At 37.7% G+C, this 21,939-nt stretch carries 14 protein-coding genes; 5 read left to right on the top strand and 9 right to left on the bottom strand.

What is annotated here, in order from left to right; genetic code table 11:
* Window positions 1-29: 29 nt before the first annotated feature.
* Entirely contained in the window at window positions 30-965 is a 936-nt protein-coding gene (locus V9G42_02195) for a hypothetical protein (protein MEI2758226.1), read from the bottom strand.
* Between the two features lie 347 nt (window positions 966-1,312).
* Here V9G42_02195 and V9G42_02190 point away from each other — a divergent pair, with 347 nt between their 5' ends.
* Window positions 1,313-3,358 carry an O-antigen ligase family protein gene (locus V9G42_02190; protein MEI2758225.1) on the top strand — a complete coding sequence of 682 codons (2,046 nt, stop codon included), beginning with the start codon at window positions 1,313-1,315 and terminating at the stop codon, window positions 3,356-3,358.
* A gap of 45 nt (window positions 3,359-3,403) precedes the next feature.
* Complete coding sequence (locus tag V9G42_02185; GenBank protein ID MEI2758224.1) at window positions 3,404-6,316, top strand: SdrD B-like domain-containing protein; 2,913 nt, start codon at window positions 3,404-3,406, stop codon at window positions 6,314-6,316.
* Window positions 6,317-6,597: 281 nt separating this feature from the next.
* On the opposite strand, the gene V9G42_02180 is transcribed toward V9G42_02185, so the two are convergent.
* The 5 genes from V9G42_02180 to V9G42_02160 form a co-directional block, all read right to left on the bottom strand.
* A complete protein-coding gene (locus tag V9G42_02180) occupies window positions 6,598-7,740 on the bottom strand; it encodes a heavy metal-binding domain-containing protein (GenBank protein ID MEI2758223.1) in 1,143 nt (380 codons plus the stop codon).
* A gap of 49 nt (window positions 7,741-7,789) precedes the next feature.
* Complete coding sequence (locus V9G42_02175) at window positions 7,790-8,566, bottom strand: T9SS type A sorting domain-containing protein (protein ID MEI2758222.1); 777 nt, start codon at window positions 8,564-8,566, stop codon at window positions 7,790-7,792.
* A 21-nt stretch (window positions 8,567-8,587) separates the two neighbouring features.
* Window positions 8,588-8,956: a cation transporter gene (locus V9G42_02170; protein MEI2758221.1), complete on the bottom strand. Its 369-nt coding sequence runs from the start codon at window positions 8,954-8,956 to the stop codon at window positions 8,588-8,590.
* Between the two features lie 171 nt (window positions 8,957-9,127).
* A complete protein-coding gene (gene lhgO, locus V9G42_02165; GenBank protein MEI2758220.1) occupies window positions 9,128-10,351 on the bottom strand; it encodes an L-2-hydroxyglutarate oxidase in 1,224 nt (407 codons plus the stop codon).
* Window positions 10,352-10,470: 119 nt separating this feature from the next.
* Entirely contained in the window at window positions 10,471-11,550 is a 1,080-nt protein-coding gene (locus V9G42_02160; GenBank protein MEI2758219.1) for a carboxypeptidase-like regulatory domain-containing protein, read from the bottom strand.
* A 196-nt stretch (window positions 11,551-11,746) separates the two neighbouring features.
* Here V9G42_02160 and V9G42_02155 point away from each other — a divergent pair, with 196 nt between their 5' ends.
* Together V9G42_02155 and V9G42_02150 are read left to right on the top strand one after the other, a co-directional pair.
* Entirely contained in the window at window positions 11,747-14,011 is a 2,265-nt protein-coding gene (locus tag V9G42_02155; protein MEI2758218.1) for an aconitate hydratase, read from the top strand.
* A gap of 104 nt (window positions 14,012-14,115) precedes the next feature.
* Complete coding sequence (locus tag V9G42_02150) at window positions 14,116-14,424, top strand: DUF1905 domain-containing protein (protein MEI2758217.1); 309 nt, start codon at window positions 14,116-14,118, stop codon at window positions 14,422-14,424.
* Here V9G42_02150 and recJ read toward each other — a convergent pair.
* The 3 genes from recJ to V9G42_02135 form a co-directional block, all read right to left on the bottom strand.
* Window positions 14,416-16,131 (bottom strand): single-stranded-DNA-specific exonuclease RecJ, encoded by a 1,716-nt coding sequence (gene recJ / locus V9G42_02145; protein ID MEI2758216.1) that lies wholly within the window; start codon window positions 16,129-16,131, stop codon window positions 14,416-14,418. The genes V9G42_02150 and recJ overlap by 9 nt on opposite strands.
* Window positions 16,132-16,233: 102 nt before the next feature.
* Window positions 16,234-17,619, bottom strand: a complete 1,386-nt coding sequence (locus tag V9G42_02140; GenBank protein ID MEI2758215.1) for an outer membrane protein transport protein — start codon at window positions 17,617-17,619, stop codon at window positions 16,234-16,236.
* Between the two features lie 12 nt (window positions 17,620-17,631).
* A complete protein-coding gene (locus V9G42_02135; GenBank protein MEI2758214.1) occupies window positions 17,632-18,354 on the bottom strand; it encodes a type III pantothenate kinase in 723 nt (240 codons plus the stop codon).
* Window positions 18,355-18,558: 204 nt separating this feature from the next.
* On the opposite strand from V9G42_02135, the gene V9G42_02130 reads away from it, so the two are divergent.
* Window positions 18,559-21,645, top strand: a complete 3,087-nt coding sequence (locus V9G42_02130) for a DUF2723 domain-containing protein (protein ID MEI2758213.1) — start codon at window positions 18,559-18,561, stop codon at window positions 21,643-21,645.
* Window positions 21,646-21,939: the final 294 nt, after the last annotated feature.

The following is a 21,939-nucleotide window of genomic DNA, read 5'->3' as shown; positions in this document are numbered from 1 at the left end:
AGGGCTGAACAAAAAGCATTGAATAAAAATTACACTTTCTTTTTACCAAAAATAAACAGATGAATTAAATCTTTATTGGATCCGTAACTATGAATCACAATTATTGATAAAAGTATGGTTAAAAAGGAAACAACGGTTGCAACGGCCAGATTTAACATTGTATTTTGAGATTGCGGCATCAGGTATTTTTTGTTTAAGACAATTATTCTTTCCAGTTTTTTACCTTCTAATGTTTTATTAATTAAAAGATTGCTCCTGATGTTATCTTCAATTTCAGAAGTCAACATTCCCATTTGTTTGGTGGTTTCCATAATATTGTATTTAATAACAAGGAAATCATTAAATGTCATTTCTTTTGGACGGTTGTGTCTAAGCTGCTCTACTGATTGTTCCAATTTTTTTAATTTACTGATATAGCGTGAATCCAAGGTATTAAATAAGGCTCTGTTAAATGCTAGTTTTTCATTTAACAATTCTTGGGTTTGATCACGGTTAAAAGCCAAAAGCTCATTCATAATAGACTCAGCTAAATTAGCAACAAATTCTGGTCCTTCTCTATCACGTACTTTCAGCAACAGAATTTTGCTGGAGGTTATTTCTACAGCAACATTTTTAACAAAAGAAGCGGTTAGTTTGAGCGTGTATTTTGGATCTTTGTCATCTAAACCATAATGCTTTCCAAGTTTCAGTTTTTTATCTACTTTTTGGATGAGTGCATCTGAGTAAATGATAGCAAGAATCCTTTCATTTTCTATAGATTTGTTTTTGATAACGCTGCTAATGCTGTTTTCCTTTGGTGAATCATCAGTAAGATTTAAATCGTTTAACAAAAACATAATATCAGCTTTATAATAGTTGTTCAATCTTCCTGATATTTTATAACTGACTATAAAAGCTACCAATGCAATGACTAATATCCAAACGATGTTTTTTCTGATGGTAAGAATGAGAGCTTCTGTGTTCATTTCATGTGCTTAAAGATGTAAAGATATAGTTTCTTGTTTTTAGAATACAAAAAGAATATTTTAAGCTACCTGCAACTTTTAAGCTAAAAAAGACACTTACCAATATAGCACAGAATTCAATAAACAATGAACTATAATATTGATTAAACAAATACAACATATAGGTAGGTCTTAACTGATTTAAAATAAAACTGTTCCTGATAAACAAAGTTATCAATCTTTTTTGTACAATTTGTGGATACTGAAACGGCTATTTTGCATAAATTTTAATTCCTTAATTCACCTTTTGCAACTATCTTTGTTAGCATTGTTTGTTTTCTGTGTTTGGTAAATTTATAAGGATAGTTATGTCAATACATAAAGTTGCTTTTTATTTGTTTGTACTTTTTATGATAGTGCTTACTATTTCCTTTTCAAGCACTTTGCCCGACCCTGACCATACTTTACGATTACTGACAGCATCGGTATTTGTTTTTCCGTTTGCTGCATTAATTTTATATGGTATCTACAGTAAAAAAATCACATTTTCTATATTCGATACTTCTTTTGCTCCTGTGTTTATCATGTTTGCTGTTGTTGTCATCACCGGAATGGCATGGAATAAAAGCTTAAGTAGCAATGACGGCTTGTTTGAATTCATCAAGTGGACATTGTTGTTGTTCTATTTATTGGCGTTTTCGATTTTGAGTAAGATAGTTGCTGACCCAATGAAAATGGTTTCAAGAACAGTAGTTTTACTGGTTTATATTATTCAATTGGTTGGCGTTTGGCAGTTGATTGATATGTGGAACTATGCGCACGAACACAAAGAAGAATTTGAGATAGGTTTTAGGCTTACCTCATTATTATCCAATAAAAATTCATTTGCCGAAATGATTGCACTTTGCATGCCATTGCAAGTTATGTGCATCATAGCGGACTCAAACAGGTGGAAAAAATCTGCAATTGTTTCTCTTGCCTTATCATTGGTTTATTTGATACTTCTTAAATCATCTTCTGTTTTTGTAGCGCTTGTGTTAGTGATGATAGTTCTTTCATTTCTATCCTATTCAAAGATTCGAAATACTATTACCATAAAATTCAAGGTTAGGCAGGAGCGGATTAATTTGGTTACCATTGCTACTCTCTTTTCTTCAATAGTTGGGTTAATTTTAGTCTTTAATAAAATTGATGGTTTCAGGAAAGCAGAAATTGCAGTATCCTATTTAAAAGGAAACACTACGGATGTGAAGTTTAATGCCAACAGTGTTTTTGAAAGAATGATGCTTTGGCGAAATTCGGGTAAACTGATAGTTGAAAATTTTTGGACAGGCTGCGGATTGGCAAACTGGAAATTGCTGGCACCGAAGTATGGGTTTACAGGAGCCAATTACCTTACTACCGACAACATTAAATTTACCCGGCCTCATAACGATTTTCTTCAAATGTTTGCTGAAACCGGAATAGGCGGATTTATTTCCTATGTTTTTTTGTTGGGCTGGGGTATTTTTATGTCTATAAAGCAATATGTAACTAATAAAGCAAAAGAAAATTTGGTACTTTTGGCAGGACTAGTTACATTTACAACAGTTTCTTTTTTTGGTTTCCCGATGGAGAAAATGCTCCTGATGGTAATATTGATGACTTATTTCTCACTGTTGATATTTTACAAAATGAAAGAAAGTAAAAAACTAAGCCAATCTAAACTTGTGCCGGTGGCATTGGTTGGTTTCATGTTTTTTGCTATTTATTCTACCAAGGTAACAGCGGCACGCTTAAATGCAGAGTCGCAGTACCAGCAATTGCTTGCTGCCAAAGAAAAAAACAAATGGCCCATAGCCTATAGAATTGCCAAGTCAATGGATGAAACCTATTTCCCTATTGATTATAATGCAACACCCATTGCCTGGTATAAAGGAGCAGCAGCATTTATGAATAGCCAACCCAAGGAGGCATTAAGCTACTATGAGGATGCCATTGCTTTGGCACCGTATCATGTACAAATACTGAATGATATTGGCGCTGTTTATATGAATGCAGGAGATAACAATACGGCAAACAACTATTTTAATAAAGCGCTTGAAATCAATCCACGTTTTCCGGATGCAAAATTCAATCAGGCCATTGCTGTATTCAATAAAGGAAACAAATTGGGAGCTTATAATTTGTTTAGAGAAGTAAGAGCGCTGCATCCGCCTGCCAAGTATGCAGACTACATGATAGTTGTTATACAACATGTAGGCGATAGTATATTCCGCTCGGTTGGGTTTGATCCTAATGTAAATCCGGTTTGGAAAGTAAAATATACAGGGACCAATCTTTGGTATTATGAAAGTATAGCCATGAAGCAAAACAAAAGTTTTGTTCAGGTAATAAGACATGAAATAGATTCTATTAAAAATAATATTCACTAAAAATCGCAAATCATGTAAAAGTTAGTAGCAGTACTCGTAATTGTAATGTTGTGCAAAACCACGTTGGCACAAACATTAACATCGGTATCACCGAATTCAACTTATAGGGGTACAACCCTATCGGCTCTTATCAGCGGAGCCAACACCCTATTTCAGTCCTCATCAACCATAGGTTTTTATTTGGAGCAGGGGACAAACAGCATTATAGGGTCATTGAGTTCCATGAATGCTTTGTCCGAAACACAGACAGAGATGGATTTTGCAATATCCAATTTTGTTCCCTATGGTTGGTATGATTTGCGCTATGTCTATGAAGATACAGCCAGTCAGGGAACTTTTATTACGTTGATATTGCCTAATGCCGTAGAAATTCTTTCGGCAAGCGTTACCATTTCAGGTGTAGTATTTGACGACCAGAATGGAAACGGGGTGCAGGACGCAGGGGAGCTAGGTATAGGCGGTCAACAAATACTACTAACACCCGATAATACTCTATTTACTACCAATTCAAACGGAAATTATATTGTTAACACTTCTCCAGGAACAAAAACCATTATGTGGCAACCATCGCCAAGTTACATGATATCAGCAGGAAGTCAGGCCTCCTATACCGGAAATTTTACAGCACCGGCAACGGGATATAATTTTGGACTAACGGCCACAGGGCCTGCAGTTCTCAATATCTCGCCCGACTCTATGCTGCAGGGCACTACTTTGAATGCAGTTATTTCCTGTGCAGGTGTGGCTTTACAAAATGGATCACCAATTGGGGCAATTATGAACACCTATCTTATAACTCCAGGAGGTATACCTGTAGCTTTTGGCTGGAATGTAACTGTAATTAATCAAACACAGTTTTCAGGTTCATTTAGTATTGGGAATAATTTAGCACCCGGTGTTTATAATTTAGTTGTTTTCTATATTGACTCTCTTGGAGATATTCATACTTTAACCCTACCAAATGCTGTAACCGTTTATGCTGCCAGCATGTACCTTTCAGGCACTGCATTTAGTGATGTCACCCCGGATGGCTTGCTAGGATTTCAGGAACCTGGTATGGCGGGGCAGACTATCACGCTTCAGCCCGACAATCAAACCGTTCAGACTGATTATTTAGGTAACTATAAAATACCAACATTACCGGGTAGCAAAACTATTACAATCACACCAACAGCAAACAATGTGGTTAATCCACCTAGTGCCGCTACCATCAGTGGTAACTATACCATCACTACAACAGGGCTCAACTTCCCTTTAAGCTCTACCAATCAATATTTAACTTCAATGTCACCATTCAATGTGCTGGCAGGTACAGGTTTTACTGCATACATTTCCGGAGCAAATACTATCTTTCAAAGTTCGTCACCACCCACAGGAGCAATATATGATGCCTACTTATACCGTACAGATACGGCAGTTACGTACCATGCCAATGCAAATACTTTTATTGTAATAGACGATTTCCACTTTTATGCAGATTTTTCAATTCCTGCCAATGCACCTGTTGGTTGGTACAATCTACGTGTAGTTTATGATACTACTGGATTCGGTTCTTACATAACATTATATTTACAAAATGCTCTTTATGTTGATCAGGGTTCGCTGTTTTTGCAAGGCAATGTATTTTATGATGCAAACAGTAATGGTATAAAAGATATAGGAGAACCTGGTTTTTCAGGCCAGAAAGTAACTGTACAACCTGATAATGTATTTGTGTTTACGGATAACTCCGGAAATTATAGTGCGGGAAGTTATGCCGGTACTCATACCGTACAGTGGCAAAATACCATGCCCGGCTATTCCTTATCGCCAGGTAGTCAACCAAGTTACACCGTAAATGCTTCAGCCACCACTACAGGTCTCGATTTTGGTCTTAATTCTACCTTACCGGTTTATGATTGCAAAGTAGTATCACGGGTTGGCCTACGCAGGTGCCTTTTAAACAATGCAACTACAGTCAAATATAAAAACACCGGATATGTAACTTACGATGCTAGAATTACCATGAAATTCTCGCCCAATCAAACTTTCATTGCCGGAAGCATTACACCAACTTCTGTCAATGGACAAACAGTAGTTTATGATTTTCCGGGATTAACTGCACAGACAACCGGCTTAATCATATTCGAACTTGGAATGCCCGCAGCAGGTAGCTTAGTTTCAGATACCATCATTATGGAATCTTTGATAAACGGAACAGTGATGGAAACAGATACTTTAATTTCAAGTAATATTGTTAGTTGTAGTTATGATCCTAATGATAAGTCGGTGACACCTGCCGGAATCTTAAGTAACAATTACACACTCATGAGTAGTCAATTGGATTATTTGATACGATTCCAGAATACCGGAAATGATACAGCCTATACAGTGGTTGTCAGAGATGTTATTGATGCCGGTCTTGACCTGAATACTTTTGCATTGATTGATGCCAGTCATAATGTACAAACACAGGTTAACATCAGCAACCGTGAAGTGGTGTTTACTTTCCCCAATATAATGTTAGTTGACAGTAACACCAACGAATTGCTAAGTCACGGATATGTGCGTTACAGTATCATGGCAAATCAGTGGTTGCCAAATAACACAACTGTATTTAATGATGCAGCCATATATTTTGATCAGAATGATCCGATAATTACCAATGAAACTTTCAATACTATGGTAATTGGCTTGCCAACTTCTGTTGTGGAAATACCTGCTTCATCGCAGTCAATGGTAAGAGTAATTCCCAATCCATTTAACAGTAAGGCCGATATTGTTTTTGATAATGAAAATAATCAAACATATCATCTTGTTATTTATAACACAGCAGGAAAAGAGATATTGCACACCACTACTAACATGAATAGAATTAGTATAGAACGCAAAAATCTTGCAGAGGGCATGTATTATTTCAGATTGCTGCCAGAGGGTAATGCAAAATCATACTCCGGAAGATTTATAATAAGCAACTAGAATAAACAGAAGAATTAAGTGAAATAACGGCTGACTCGATTTGAGCAGCCGTTATTTTTTTGTCATCAAAAAAAAAAGTATATATTTTTATTGATGTTGCTACTAAGCCAGAATAAACCCTTTGTGTTTTGTGGATATAAACCACAAGCAAACTGTAGTAAAACGTACTTATTATAAAAGACAGTTGAACCTAAAGCATTGGCTAAAGCAACAACATCTACTTGCCAAAAACAATCAGGGAGAGCAGAAGCTGGTTATCGTTGATGGGGATTACTAAAAATTTATTTCTTCTTAACCAAGTCCATTCCACAATCAGGGCATTTTCCCGGTTTACCGGAAGTGACTTGTGGATGCATTGGACAAACATAGGTGGTGCCGGAACCTTCTTTTAAAAAGCTGTTTAACGCCAGAAAACGATAAGTAATACCAATAGTAGCCTGATGCTGCGAACCCATTTGGGTGTAATGTTCCGATGTATTTAAATATTGATAAACGGGAATATCGTAGGAGCCATAAACAGTAAACTTGCCTTTTGTAAAACTGAGCTGTGGAGAGATAAAAACTTTTTTATAGCCTGTGGCTTCCGGAAAATAGTTTGATGGCTTTCCGAACAGATAAATAGATTCATTTACCTTCATTCTGTCCATCCATTCATATCGTGCCTGCAAGGTTACACCTAGGTTATTAAAGAAAGTTTTACCAGCAAAAATCCCTACACTGGCAAAGTCACCAAGTTTTTCTCCATTGGGGTTATAACCTTTCTTTATGTATAAGGCATTAGCAAAAACCCTAAAGTTTTTTTCTGTAAACCCTCTGTAAAGAAAGGTGTAAAAAATAATATCATGTGCCCCTGATGAGAGCTGTACCGATGTCGGGTTGGTAACATAATAGGTGTTTCCCGAAAAAGGCTCTACATTGCCTGTTGAGTCATTATAACTTCCAAGTGGAATTTTAAAACCTAAACCAATAGTTACTTCTGTACGGTGTTTTTCTTCTGTCCAGTTAATGATATCGTAGCGTGGAAAGAGAATTAAGTCGCCAAAACCTTTTGCATTGTATGTTGTAGCCTCATCATTATTCAGGCCTATTTCTTTCTTTTGATAATAATAACCGCTCTCAACAGAAAAAGTTAAGTTTTTTGTAATACCATAAGCTACCCTGAAGTATTCATAAGTGTTTTTAAAGCCATCAAATGTTCTTACAGAATCCGGAGCTACGGAACTTTTTTTATAGAATTTATTGGTGCTGATAAATTGAAAGTTAGTACTGATTTCAACTTGTTTTTCCTGAAGTACCCCTTGTGATGTTCCACCGGCAATGGGGCTACCACTACCACCGGCACAACATTGTGAAAAAGTATCTGAAACAGAGAAGCAAATTAATAACAGAACTAAAGAAAACTTCAGTTGAGCTTTATTACACATAGATATTTAATTTACAAAATTTAATGCCAACCGAAAAACTGTTTTTCTATTACTTGGATTTTATCAAATTAATATACTTTGATTGTTTTCCATCAGAAAATTTGATAAGATACATACCATTAGTAAAAGGTTCAAGATTTACAGGAATAATATGCTCTCCTTTATTCAGGTTTCCGGAAAATATTTCCTGCACTTTTTTTCCTTCAAGGTTATAGCACTCCAGAATTACATCAGCGTTATTCAGAAGATTGAGTTTAATTTTTGTTACATCTTGAGTAGGGTTTGGTAACACAGATAATGATGATGCAGGTAAATTATTTTCGCTTAAACCTGTTGTTGCCAAAGCATTGTTAATGGCATTTTGCAGGTTAGTGGCATTAACAGTATTGTTTGAATTATAAAACACAGTATGATTAGGCCCGATAACTACAATCTTTGGCATGCCGGGTGAACCATAATGCGACATGTTAATTGCTGTATTTGAAAATCGCAGCGACCAGCTTTGTTGCATAACACCAATTCCGGTTGCCCAACTGTTTAAAGAAGTGCAATTGGTGTTTGCATAATCATCGCAGGTGTACATAAAAACTTTATTTGGATTGGAAGCCTGATAACTTTGAACAACATTATAAGTTGTTAATGTTGGTCCTGTGCATGATGCACATGGCATAACCCAACATAAGACAATAACCTTTCCGGAATTTAATTCTGTAAAAAGATTATGTGAGTTGCCATTACAGTCGTTTGCTGTAAAATCTGTAGCTGTTTGTGCCATACCTAAAGATGTTATGGCTGAAAGAATAAGTGTAAGGAGTTGCTTTTTCATTTTATTATGTTTGTTGCGTGACTATTTATTTTCATCACCGGCAGGTTGTTTAGGCCTGTCGTACTGACAGCATGAATGCAGTTTCTTATATGCTTTCTCAGTAGCTGTTGCATACTGATTATCATAGCCGACATCTGCAATTTTTTGTCCTATTTGTTCTTTTGAAATTTTTGCAGCATCATAAGTTACGACCAAAAGTTTGGTTTTTTTATCCCAATTTTTTGCTGTTATACCATCTTTCTCTTTTAAAGAACCTTCAATTTTTTCTTTACACATATTACAGTTACCAAAAACTTTAATGGTGTCTGTTTTACTTTCCTGTGCATAGCTGCTTATGTTAAAAAACACAATACTTAAGAGTAAAACAGAAAATTTGAATAATGTATGCATAGTGACTTATCTTTAAATACACCACAAAATTAGATATTAAAAGCCTTTAAAGGTTAAAGATTGAAATGATTATTGTCATTCATAAACATGAGTAGTTTACCTCAATGAATAGACGTAAGCTGAAATATGTGTTTTCTTAGTTTCTGTTCAAGTTATTAAACAAAATTAACACTAATGAATCTGAAAATGTTTTTCTGCCATTTCCATCACTGCTGTTCCAATAGCCAATGATGCAGTAGCTGCCGGTGATGGCGCATTGAGAACGTGTATGGCATTGCCGCTGTATTCTATCTTAAAATCATCAATCATATTGCCGCTGGCATCGAGTGCCATTGCGCGCACACCGGCCCTTCCGGGAGTAATGTCGTCCATCTCCAATGAAGGGATTAGTCGCTGCAACCGTTCTAGGAATAACTTTTTGGAAAAAGCTCTTTTGTATTCATCCAAACCAAAACGCCAGTGTTTGAAAAATAATTTCCATGTACCACCGTAGGATAATGCCTGAAGCGTATCTTTTAAATCAAAATCTGTTTTTCCGTAACCTTCTCGCTTGAAAGTAAAAACTGCATTAGGTCCACATTCTACTCCGTGCTGTATCATCCTTGTGAAGTGAACACCCAAAAAAGGAAACTCCGGATTGGGAACAGGATAAATCAGGTTTCGCACTTTGTGCATTCCTTTTTCTGTCAGGTCATAGTAATCGCCTCTGAAACCAACTATCTGCATCTTAGGATCCACACCGTCTGCCTTGGCCATTCGGTCGCTGAACAACCCTGTACAACTAATGAGGTGTTTGGTTTTGAAGTTTTGTTTTTTGGTGACAATTAGTGTGTGACCATCTTGCTTTTCAAAAGCTGTTACTTCATGACCTGTGAACACTTTGCTTCCCGTAAATTTTTGTTCTATAATTTCTGCCAGCTTATTTGTCAACCCAACGTAGTCAACAATGCCTGTGCAAGGAACCCATATACCTTCTATGCCAGTACAAAATGGTTCAATATCTTTAATTTGTTGCGCATTAATTTTTTCAATTCCTTCAACACCGTTTTGTAAACCATTATTAAAAACACGATTCATGTGTGGCAATTCTTTTTCATCAGTGGCCACAATAATTTTTCCGCACACATCATGTGCCACATCATGTTCTTTGCAAAAAGAAACCAACTCTCTTCTCCCATCCACACAATTTTTAGCTTTGTAAGAGCCCGGTTTGTAGTAAAGGCCGGAGTGTATAACTCCTGAGTTTCTTCCTGTTTGATGTGCAGCAAGGCGGTCTTCTTTTTCAAGTACTGCAATTTTCAGATGTGGAAAACGCAGGTTAAGTTTATAGGCAGATGCCATGCCTACACATCCGCCACCAATTACTACTACATCATATTCTGCTTGACTACTCATGCTTACTTATTAAATTGCGGCAAAGGTAAATGAAGCACTCTTAATATGTTTACACAATATCAAATTCAGCCCAAATACTTTTCGGGTTTTTAAAATTTAAGCAGTAAAAGAGGTGCAACCTACATATTCAAAATAAAATGCTGCAAGACTAATTTAACATCCTGACTGATGTTGCCCTGTGGATGATTATGAAAGGTAGTGTAGGTGATGTGTCCTGCCGGTATGGTTCCGTTTAAATCGCAGGTAACGGCTAATGATCCTAAACCGGACTGTGTATCTTCTATGATGGTGGTAAATGGAGCATTTACTAAGCTGATTACTTCCCATGCATTTAAATCGTAATAGATATCCATTGAATCTTTGCCCAAAACATTAATAATATCCGGATCGAGAATATGTGCATTTTGCACCATGGTGACAGGTCCAAATTTGGCTGTACACAAAGCACTGTCAGGTAAAAAACCTCCGTTTAAGGGAGAGGTACAGGTTGACATTGTACTATAAGCAGCTTCATGAGTTTGATTTTTGAATGCACTGTTGGTAAAAAAGGAAGAGGCGGAAGGTCGGAAAAAACCATCACCGGTTAAAAACTCAACTGACCAGTCAGAGGCATAAAGATTACCACCACCACTCACATAATTATTAAGATTGGCATATTTTAAACTATCTAAATTTCCGTTAACACCACAATTTAAAAATATACCTCCAAAACTTTGCATAAAATTCAAGTTGTCGAGAGAGGAAACCGTAATTGCAGTTGCAGTATATCCAAGAGTGTCTATAATGATAGTTTCAATTCTATCATAAGCTCCCGGTATGAATGCAATTTGCTTAACCTGTTTAAGCTCACTTTGTGCATTGTCTAAAGAAATTGTTTCGTGTGCATTTACCTGAACATCAACTTCTGACTTAAACACATGCCCGCTTCCGGTTTGAATTATAAGTTTATGAAATCCTATAGGTAAACTAAGTGAAAATTCACCCTGTGTATTACTTATGGTGGAGTATTCTCCCGAAATGATTTTAGCACTGGCAATAACCACATTGTTGGGCGAATGTACTTTGCCGGTGACAACACCATATTCCGTAGCCGGAACAGTATTGTTGTTGTCTTTGTCTTTTTTGCAGGATACAAATACAACTCCTGTAAGTGTTAATAGAATGCAAAATGCAATAATTTGTTTTTGTAGTGTTTTCATGATATTTATTTTTTTTGGCACCTCAAATGTAATTCATTCTTTTCAATAAGAAAAGTTTTTTCAAAAAAAATGAAACTCTTTTTGCGGAGCGCTGTTTTTAAAATGCAGCTAAGGCGGTTATTTAGATTCAATCAAACAATTATGAATCGTCTTTATCTGTATTTTTGCGTTCCGATAAAATAAAAAAACATTGATCATGGCATTTGATATAGAAATGATTAAAAAGGTTTATGTTGAAATGCCTGCACGCATTGAGCAGGCCCGTAAAAACCTGAACCGTCCACTAACATTAACAGAGAAAATATTATACAGTCACCTTTTGCCACAGTTTGAGGTAAAAAACTATGAGCGTGGCAAAGCCTATGTAGATTTCAATCCTGACCGTGTAGCCATGCAGGATGCTACAGCACAAATGGCTTTGTTGCAATTTATGCAAGCCGGCAGACCACAAGTTGCAGTACCATCAACCGTACATTGCGACCACTTGATTCAGGCAAAAGACGGAGCTGCAAAAGACTTGGCCTCTGCTCTGGATAAAAGTAAGGAGGTGTTTGATTTTCTGGCATCTGTTTCCAATAAATACGGAATAGGTTTTTGGAAACCGGGAGCAGGAATTATCCATCAGGTAATTTTAGAAAACTATGCTTTTCCGGGAGGAATGATGATTGGAACCGACAGCCATACCGTAAATGCCGGTGGATTAGGAATGATAGCCATTGGTGTTGGTGGTGCCGATGCCTGTGATGTTATGGCCGGATTACCGTGGGAACTGAAAATGCCCAAGCTTATCGGAGTAAAACTTACAGGTAAGCTAAGCGGATGGACCTCTGCCAAAGATGTAATATTAAAAGTAGCGGGAATATTAACCGTTAAAGGTGGAACAGATAAGATTGTTGAATATTTTGGAGAAGGAGCAGAGAGCATGTCATGTACAGGCAAAGGAACTATCTGCAACATGGGAGCAGAGATAGGAGCTACAACTTCTATTTTTAATTACGATAAAAAAATGGCTGACTACCTGCGCGGAACAGGACGTGCCGATGTAGCAGATCTTGCTGATGGCATTGCTACCCACCTGCGTGGCGATAGCGAAGTTTATCAGCAACCTGAAAAATATTTTGACGAAGTGATAGAGATTAACCTCTCTGAATTAGAGCCCCACATTAATGGTCCGTTTACTCCGGATTTAGCATGGCCGCTAAGTAAGTTTGCAGCAGCAGTAAAAGAGAATGGATGGCCAGCAAAATTAGAAGTAGGTCTCATCGGTTCTTGTACCAACTCATCTTACGAAGACATTACGCGTGCCGCATCATTGGCAAAACAGGCAGCCGAAAAAGGAATTAAAGCTAAAAGTGAATTTACAATTACTCCCGGCAGCGAGCAGGTGCGATATACTGTTGAGCGCGATGGCTACCTTGGCATTTTCGAAAAAATTGGAGGGGTGGTTTTAGCAAATGCCTGTGGTCCTTGTATTGGACAGTGGGCACGCCATACCAACGATCCAAACAAAAAGAATTCTATCATCACATCTTTTAATCGCAACTTTGCAAAAAGAAATGACGGCAACCCCAATACACATGCTTTTGTTGCTTCACCAGAGATTGTAACTGCATTAGCCATTGCAGGTGACCTTACATTTAACCCGGTTACAGATTTTATCACAAACGATAAAGGGGAAAAAGTAAAGTTGGCCGAACCGCAAGGCATTGAACTTCCAATTAAAGGATTTGCTGTTGAAGATGCAGGCTTTCAGGCACCGGCAAAAGATGGAAGTAAAGTTGAAGTAATTGTTTCGCCCACAAGCGACCGTTTGCAGTTGCTTGCACCATTTGCAGCATGGGAAAAGAGCGACCTAAAAGGCTTGAAACTTCTTATCAAAGCAAAAGGTAAATGTACTACTGATCATATTTCAATGGCAGGTCCGTGGTTGAAATACAGAGGACATCTCGATAACATTTCCAACAACATGCTTATTGGTGCAGTTAATGCATTTAATGATAATACCAACAGCGTAAAGAATCAACTTGACGGCAGCTATGATGAAGTGCCCAAAGTGCAACGTGCTTATAAAGCAAAAGGAATAGGCTCTATTGTTGTGGGTGATGAAAATTATGGTGAAGGTTCTTCGCGCGAACATGCAGCAATGGAACCACGTTTCTTAGGTGTGCGTGCTGTATTGGTAAAATCGTTTGCCCGCATTCACGAAACCAATTTGAAGAAACAAGGTATGCTTGCATTGACATTTGCCGATAAAGCAGACTATGAAAAAATAAAAGAAGATGACACCTTTGATATTATAGGCCTGACAGCGTTTTCACCCGGAGTTCCATTAACAATGGTATTACATCATGCAGATGGGTCAAAAGATGAAATCAAAGTAAATCATTCTTATAACGAACATCAGATTGCCTGGTTTAAAGCCGGTGGTGCTCTAAACATTATCCGCAGCGAACAAGCCTGATATTAAATTTCTAATACTTCAAAACTCCGGTATCAATTTTTTATACTGGAGTTTTTCATTTTTATTTTCTTATCTTTATAGGGTAAAATAAAAACAGAAGTGCTATGGCGAAAAAGTTAAGTTTAAAAACAAATCTCCATCGCAGGGACATCAGAGGTGTTTCTACTTATGTGGTGTTGAGAGAAGCAGGCAATCACTTTAGCGAAACAGGTATTATAGAGATAACAGGTTTCATAGATAACCACCCTATTGAAGGTGCCTTGCAACCGAAGACAGATGGCTCACATTGGCTGACAATTAAAAAAGAATGGCGCGAAGCAATTGGCAAAACAATTGGAGATAGTGTTGAAATATCTATTGAGATAAAAAAGAAAATCTCTACTCCTCAGAAAGTAAAGAAAAAACTATTCTGAAATTTTTATATCCTTAATGTTGAGTTGTAGCTCAGTGTTACCATTAAAATGATTCTCTTCAATATGGTAACAAACATCAAATCGTTTTCCTGACTTTAGTACATCGGCATATTCGCCTAACTGAAATCCAATAGCAGAAAAATTCTTGCCCAAACCATGCTGTGTAAAAGATAGTTTCAGGTGTTTGTTATCTTGCCCTACGGGTCGTGTCTGATTTTTGTCGGCAACACAATTTCGGCTAACAAACACAGGCGACATGTTGCCCGGGCCAAAGGGTGCAAATTGTTTTAGCACATTATAGAATGGTTTGGTAATACTTTCTAAATTTAATTCTGCATCAATTTCCACCTCCGGTGTAAGCATGTGTTCTTCAATGGTGGCACAAACCACCTCTTCAAACTTTTGTTTAAAGGCTTCAAAATTTTCATGCTTTAAGGTTAGTCCTGCTGCATACATGTGTCCGCCAAACTGATCTAAATATTCGCTGCATGCTTCAATAGCATTATACACATCAAAATCTTTTACAGACCTTGCCGAACCGGCAATATGTCCGTTGCTGTCTGTCAATACTACTGTAGGACGATAAAATTTTTCTGTAAGTCGTGAAGCTACAATGCCTATTACACCCTTATTCCACTCTGCACTATAAACAACGGTACTTCGTTTACTTTCAAAAGTATTATCGCGGCTAATCTGCTGCAATGCATGTTCTGTAATTTGCTTGTCGGCATCGCGCCTGTCAAGATTGTTTTGATTAATTTTTAAACTCTCTGTGTTGGCATCACCAGCAGAATCACTGATGAGTAACTGCACTGCCGACTTTCCATGATCCATTCTTCCTGCTGCATTGATGCGCGGTGCTATGATAAACACCACATCAGTAATGTTCAGTTCGCGCCTGATGGCATTTAACTCTAGAATAGCTTTTATGCCTGTACGTGGATTTTTATTGATAAGCTCAAGACCATAATATGCTAAAATTCTGTTCTCACCAAGAATAGGAACTATATCTGCAGCAATACTTATGGCTACAAGGTCTATAAGGTCCAGCACTTGTTGCTGGTCAATATTATTTTTTTTGGCAAATGCCTGAAGTAGTTTAAAACCAACACCACATCCGGAAAGATCTTTGCAAGGATAGGCACAATCTACCCGTTTTGGGTCAAGAACAGCAGTTGCTTGTGGAATTTCTGCTCCCGGTCTGTGGTGGTCACAAATGATAAAATCTATACCCATTTCTGAGGCATACTTTGTTTTATCCATTGCTTTTATACCGCAGTCAAGTGCAATGATTAAAGTAAAGCCATTTTCTTTTGCCCAATCTATTCCTTGAAAAGAAATCCCATAACCTTCAGTATTTCTGTCAGGAATGTAAAAGTTACACTCGGCAAAACGATTTTTAAAAAAACGATAAACCAAGGCTACTGCTGTGGTACCATCAACATCATAATCACCATAAATCAATACTTTTTCACCTTTGGCAATTGCTTTATCTATTCGGGCTACTGCTTTCTCCATATCTGTCATCAAAAATGGATCGTGAAGCAATGACAGTGAGGGTCTGAAAAACTCTTTTGCTTCATCAAAGGTGTTTACACTTCGCTGAATCAATAAGTTGGCAAGCACAGGGTTAATATTTAACTCTTTACCAAATTTTATTGACTTATCATTATCTGCCTGTTTCAGCAGTGTCCAGCGTTTATTCATTTTGTTTTCTGTCAGCAAATATAAGAACCTCACTATTGTATTAGTGTGGAGGCCGATGTAAAACTTAAAAAAATCTGACGAAAAGGCTGATTTAGCGTTTTGTTAATCGTATTTCCGCTTGATAAACCAAAGTTCGTTGGCAGTAATACCTACATAAAGCCTCACATATTGTTGTTTAACGAGGTTATTTTTTGTAGTACCCAACTGTCCGCCTTCAATACTAAAATGGAGCATCGTACGGTTGTCAAATAACCTTCTTTCTGTTGAGGTGAGACGTACAGGCACACCCACACCTAAAGAAAGTGCGTAATCATTGACACGGCTGTTATTGAGGTTTATATACGATTGTTCAACTTTTATTCCCGCACGGTAGGCTAATTTATTTGTAGGCATATATTGTGCACCTGCAGAAATCCGCCACATATCTTTAAGTTTTTGATTTGAGCTGAAAGCTTTGTATCTGCTCCATTGTTGTGTTGCATATTCAGCACCCATCAGCCACTTATCACCTTGCTGAAACATAAACCCTGCATTGATAAATGTTGGAATAAATGCTTTGCCTTTTTCGTTTTCAGATAAATAGACAGTATCAATATTAGCTTCAAAATCTGATGATGAAACCAATGCCCAAAGCACATCACGTCTGCCTTTGATGTTTGTGCCTCCTGAGCCTGAAATGCCTATAATAAGTTTATTGTCGGCAGTAAAATCATAGCGATATTGAATGCCGTAATCAAAATAAAAATCGGCATAAGCAGTGCTTTCAGTAATTTTTGTATTGATAAATGCCGAATTACTAAACTTTACCCTGCGTACGTTATTCAGGCTTCCAAAAAGATAGGATGCATTAAAACCTGCTGAAAATCCTTTTACAATTTTTCTCCATCGCACTTCTTTATTGATGGTAGCTGTGTCGCCTTTTTCTTTTAAGTCTTTATAGTGTTGTGAAGCATAGTATTTATCAAGAGTTTTTGAATAGGGTGCAAATCCGTTGCCAATGTAAAAGCGACTTAATCCGCCACTACCATTATAGTATTTGGTGAAATCTGTTGTAATGGTATCGTTAGGGTTGATAACCTGACCGGATTCTTTGAGATTGTAGCCTGTAGAACTTACAGGGATTAAACCAAAGCTGGCACCCCAGTTATCTTTCATTACCGGAAAACCTAATGAAAGATAGTTTAATAAAATTCCTTTTTTTGTCTGTTTTAAATCCGATGTTGATGTTTGTGCAAACTCACCTCGCAGTGCCGTTTCAAAAGTGCTTATGCGAATTGATGAATACGATGCAGGATTACTAAAGTTAACAGCAGAGGTACTTTGAAAAGCTGCGCCCAGTCCACCCATTGCCGACTGACGGGCAAAGCCACCATACTGCAATTCGCCAATGCCGTAGCGTGAATAGGGGGTTTCTGTGCCTGTTTGTGCATGAGATGCCAGACCTAAAGCAAGGAAAAGTACTATGAAAATATATTTTTGTTTCTGCATTATCAACTTGTTTTACTGCCGGGCCAGATTAAAATTCAAAATACTGTTTAACCCAACAAGAGTTAAATCCGGGGCTGCAAAGATGTGTGTTTTCAGTCTATCTGCAAAAAACGCCATATCGCCACCCGTAACAATCACTTTAAGGCCTTTAAACTGCTTTTTATAAACACCTATCAAATACTCTGCCTCTGCAACAATACCATTCTGCACGCCACTGGCAATAGAGGCTTTAGTTGAATATCCTGTCAATTCAACTAAATCTGTTTTTCTGACTAAAGGAAGCTTGTCTGTATAGTCATGTAATGCTTGATAGCGCATATTCAATCCAGGAGAAATTGCTCCTCCTTTATAGTGTGCTTCATCAGTAATAAAATCAAATTTCAGACAAGTGCCGGCATCCAATACAAGACAGTTTTTCTTTTTGAAAAGAATGGCTGCCCCACAGGCATTGGCTAAACGGTCTGTGCCTAATGTTGCAGGTGTTGCATAATCATTAACGATGGGTAATGCCGTTTTATGGTTCAAATAAAATACTTGTAAAGATTCTGATACTGCTAAGAGCTTTTCTTCTTTTACTACTGATGAAAAAATTACTGAACGAATAGCATAGCGGTTTATCAGAAAGGTTAAAGAACTTTTTTTAAAAGATTTTATAAGAAAACAAGTCATTAATTTCTTGCCATCAAACACCCCGGCTTTTATTCTGGTGTTGCCTATATCAATTACTAAGTTCATTTTGCAATGTTACCGTATTGCACGGCATTTTACAAACCTCTTGTTTTAAACATAAGGAGTAGTGTTATTTCACTTAACATATTCATCAGTAAATCATGTCAGAGGTTAAATGTTGTTAACGGTATTCACAGCTTATTTAAAATTATAAGCCATTCAGAAGCATAATTTGCTATTTTCGCACGCTTGTAACCTTCTTTGTTTTACATGAAACAATATACAAAATTCAACAACATTTCAGGCTGGGCAGTTTTTGCCATTGCAGCGTGGGTATTTCTGTCAACCATTGAAATGACAGGCAGCTTTTGGGACTGTGGCGAGTTTATTGCTGCGGCCTACAAACTACAGATAGGCCACCCTCCCGGAGCACCATTGTTTCTTATGCTCTCACGCATCATGACATTGTTTGCCGGTGGCAATGAAGCATCCATTCCTATTATGGTTAATGCATTCAGTGCAATAATGAGTGCATTTGCCGTTTTGTTTACTTTCTGGACCATCACAGCCATTGCCAGAAAAGTAGTTTTTACTAAAAATCAGGAGCCCACATTTTCGCAAATACTCACAGTAATTGCCAGTGGTGTTGTTGGTGCTTTGGCATTTACTTTCACAGATTCATTTTGGTTTTCTGCTGTTGAAGGTGAGGTTTATGCAACATCCCAGTTTTTTACCTGTATTGTTGTTTGGGCTGTTTTTAAATGGGAGAATGTTGCAGACGAAAAGCACAGTATCCGTTGGATAATTCTCATTGCCTACCTCATGGGCTTGTCAATAGGTGTGCACTTACTGAACTTACTTTGTATCCCTGCACTGGCTTTGGTTTATTATTTCCGCAAATATCCTTTTTCGTGGATGGGTATAGCCAAAACAATGGGTATTTCATTAGTCATTTTAATGGTTGTGCAGTACGGAATTATTGCAGGGTTTGTAAACATTGGTGCTAAAATAGACTTATGGTTCAATCAGTCCGGTTCATCCCTGTGGACAGGATTTGTGGTTTACTCACTCATCATCATTGCTGCATTAGTCTATGGTATTTATTACTCACAGAAAAATCAAAAATCTTTGCTCAATACCATCTTGCTGAGTTTTGCATTTCTGTTGTTGGGATATACTTCTTATGCGCAAATTGTGGTACGCTCTTTAGCCAATCCGCCAATGGACGAAAACAACCCGGAGAATGCCTTTGCACTTTTAGGTTACCTCAACCGCGAGCAATATGGCGACCGCCCCTTAGGCTACGGACAATATTATGATGCCAAAGTTGTAGGTCAGACAGAAGGAGCAATGAGCTACACAGCTATTGATGGAAAATACATTCCAACCGGAGCTAAAGTTATTCCCGAATATGATCCGGCACGATGTACAGTTTTTCCACGTATGTACAGCCGCGAGCCCAATCATGTTTCAGCCTACAAAGAATGGTCAGGAATAAAAGGTGAACAAAAACCGGAGTTCAGCAATAACCTCAAATATTTTTTCAGCTATCAGATGAACCACATGTTCTGGCGCTATTTTATGTGGAATTTTGTTGGTCGCCAAAACGATATACAGGGACATGGCAGCATATTAAAAGGAAACTGGATAAGCGGTATTCCTTTTATTGACAGTATGTTTTTGGGTCCGCAGGATAAATTACCCGATAGCATGAAAAATAACAAAGCCCGAAATACATTCTACTTCTTACCACTATTGCTGGGGCTGGCAGGTTTGGTTTATCACTATAAAAAAGACATGAACAATGCCAATGTTGTCATGTTGCTTTTCATCATGACCGGTGTTGCCATTGTCATCTATCTGAATCAGACACCCTATCAGCCTCGTGAACGTGACTATGCTTATGCAGGTGCATTTTATGCTTTCTGTATTTGGATTGGTCTGGGAGTAGCTGCAATTGCAGATGCACTTAAAAAGCGAATGCCCGAAACAACTGCGGCAATGCTGGCAGCGTTGCTTTGCCTGTCGGTGCCTGCTGTGATGGGTAAAGAAGGATGGGATGACCATAACCGTTCTTACCGTTATACCTCACGCGATTTTGCTTATAACTACCTCAACTCCTGTGCGCCTAATGCAGTAATTTTTACCAATGGCGATAACGATACCTTCCCGCTCTGGTATATTCAGGATGTAGAGGGCGTTCGTACCGATGTGCGTGTTATCAACCTGAGTCTGCTCAACACCGACTGGTACATAGATCAGATAAAACGTAAGGCTTATGAATCAGATCCGGTTCCATTTACACTAAAAACAAGACAGTATGTTCAGGGAACGCGTGATTATATTCCGTTTTACGACAGAAGTGTACAAGGCTATAGCGACCTGAAAGATATTATTGAGTTTGTTACCAGCGATAATCCCGAGGCTAAGGTGCGCAGCGAAGGTGGCGATGAATTTAATTATCTGCCTACAAAAAAGTTCAGAATAAAAGTGGATAAAGAGGCAGTGATAAAAAATCATGTTGTGGAGGCAAAAGATACCAGCAAGATTGTTGATTATATTGAATTTGAAATCAGCAAAAACTATATTATGAAAGCCGACCTGATGATATTGGATCTTATAGCACACAACGACTGGACACGCCCAATATATTTTGCAGTGACGGTGGGTAACGACTCCTATCTGAATCTCGAAAATTATTTTCAGACAGAAGGATTGGCTTATCGTTTTGTTCCTATTAAAGCTGCTGCCGACCCATCAGGGCAAACCGGTAGTGTTGCTTCGGAACGCATGTACGACAACATGATGAATAAATTTATGTGGGGTAATATGAAAGACGAAAGAGTTTACCTCGATCAGAACAACCTGAACATGACCATGAATTTCCGTAATAATTTTGCACGTCTTAGTGAAACATTGCTTGCAGAAAACGAGCCTGATTCTGCAGTGAAAGTTCTTGATAAGTGTCTGGTAGAAATGCCTGATAAAACAGTTCCCTATAACATTATGATGTTGCGTATTGCCGAGCTGTACTATCGCAGTACAATGAATAATGTATTGCCTGATAGTTTACAGATGCTTAGCAATGATGTGGAATTAAAGAAAACGGATTCAAAAGAAAGTATTGAAAAAGGGAATACAATTGTTAAACGTTTGGCCGATATTTATCAGAACGATTTGCAATATTATTTATCACTCAAAGGAACACCTTATGCCAAAAGTGTAGAACGGGAAACCAATCAGGCACTGGCAGTGTTTCAGGAGTTAATCAGGCTTTCGAAACTTAAAGACCAGAAAGCCATAACTGACGATTTGCAAAAACGATTCGAACAGTTGGAAGCACAGTATTCGAGATAAATTTTTCAGTAACGATAATAAAGAGGTTGTTGTTTAAATACAGCAACCTCTTTTTTTTCAGGGGTTCAGCACATAGTTTTCATAAAGAAAATTTATGATTTCGGTTAGGTTTTTTTAATAATTGCTATTTTTCATAATGTAGTTTGAGCAATGTGAGCCGAAAGGCTCAAATAAAATGAGCCAAAAGATATTTTTATGAACACCATTTACTGATTACATTTGTGTAATGCTCCTGCACCAGTTTTAACACCTAACAGAGTTAAGCCATGAATCCATATTATTATCTGTTTTATA

Source organism: Bacteroidia bacterium, from assembly GCA_037045145.1.
In the GTDB taxonomy this organism is placed as follows: Bacteria; Bacteroidota; Bacteroidia; order AKYH767-A; family OLB10; genus OLB10.
Note: the sequence above shows the minus strand (reverse complement) of the source record. Positions and strands in the feature narration are given on the sequence as shown.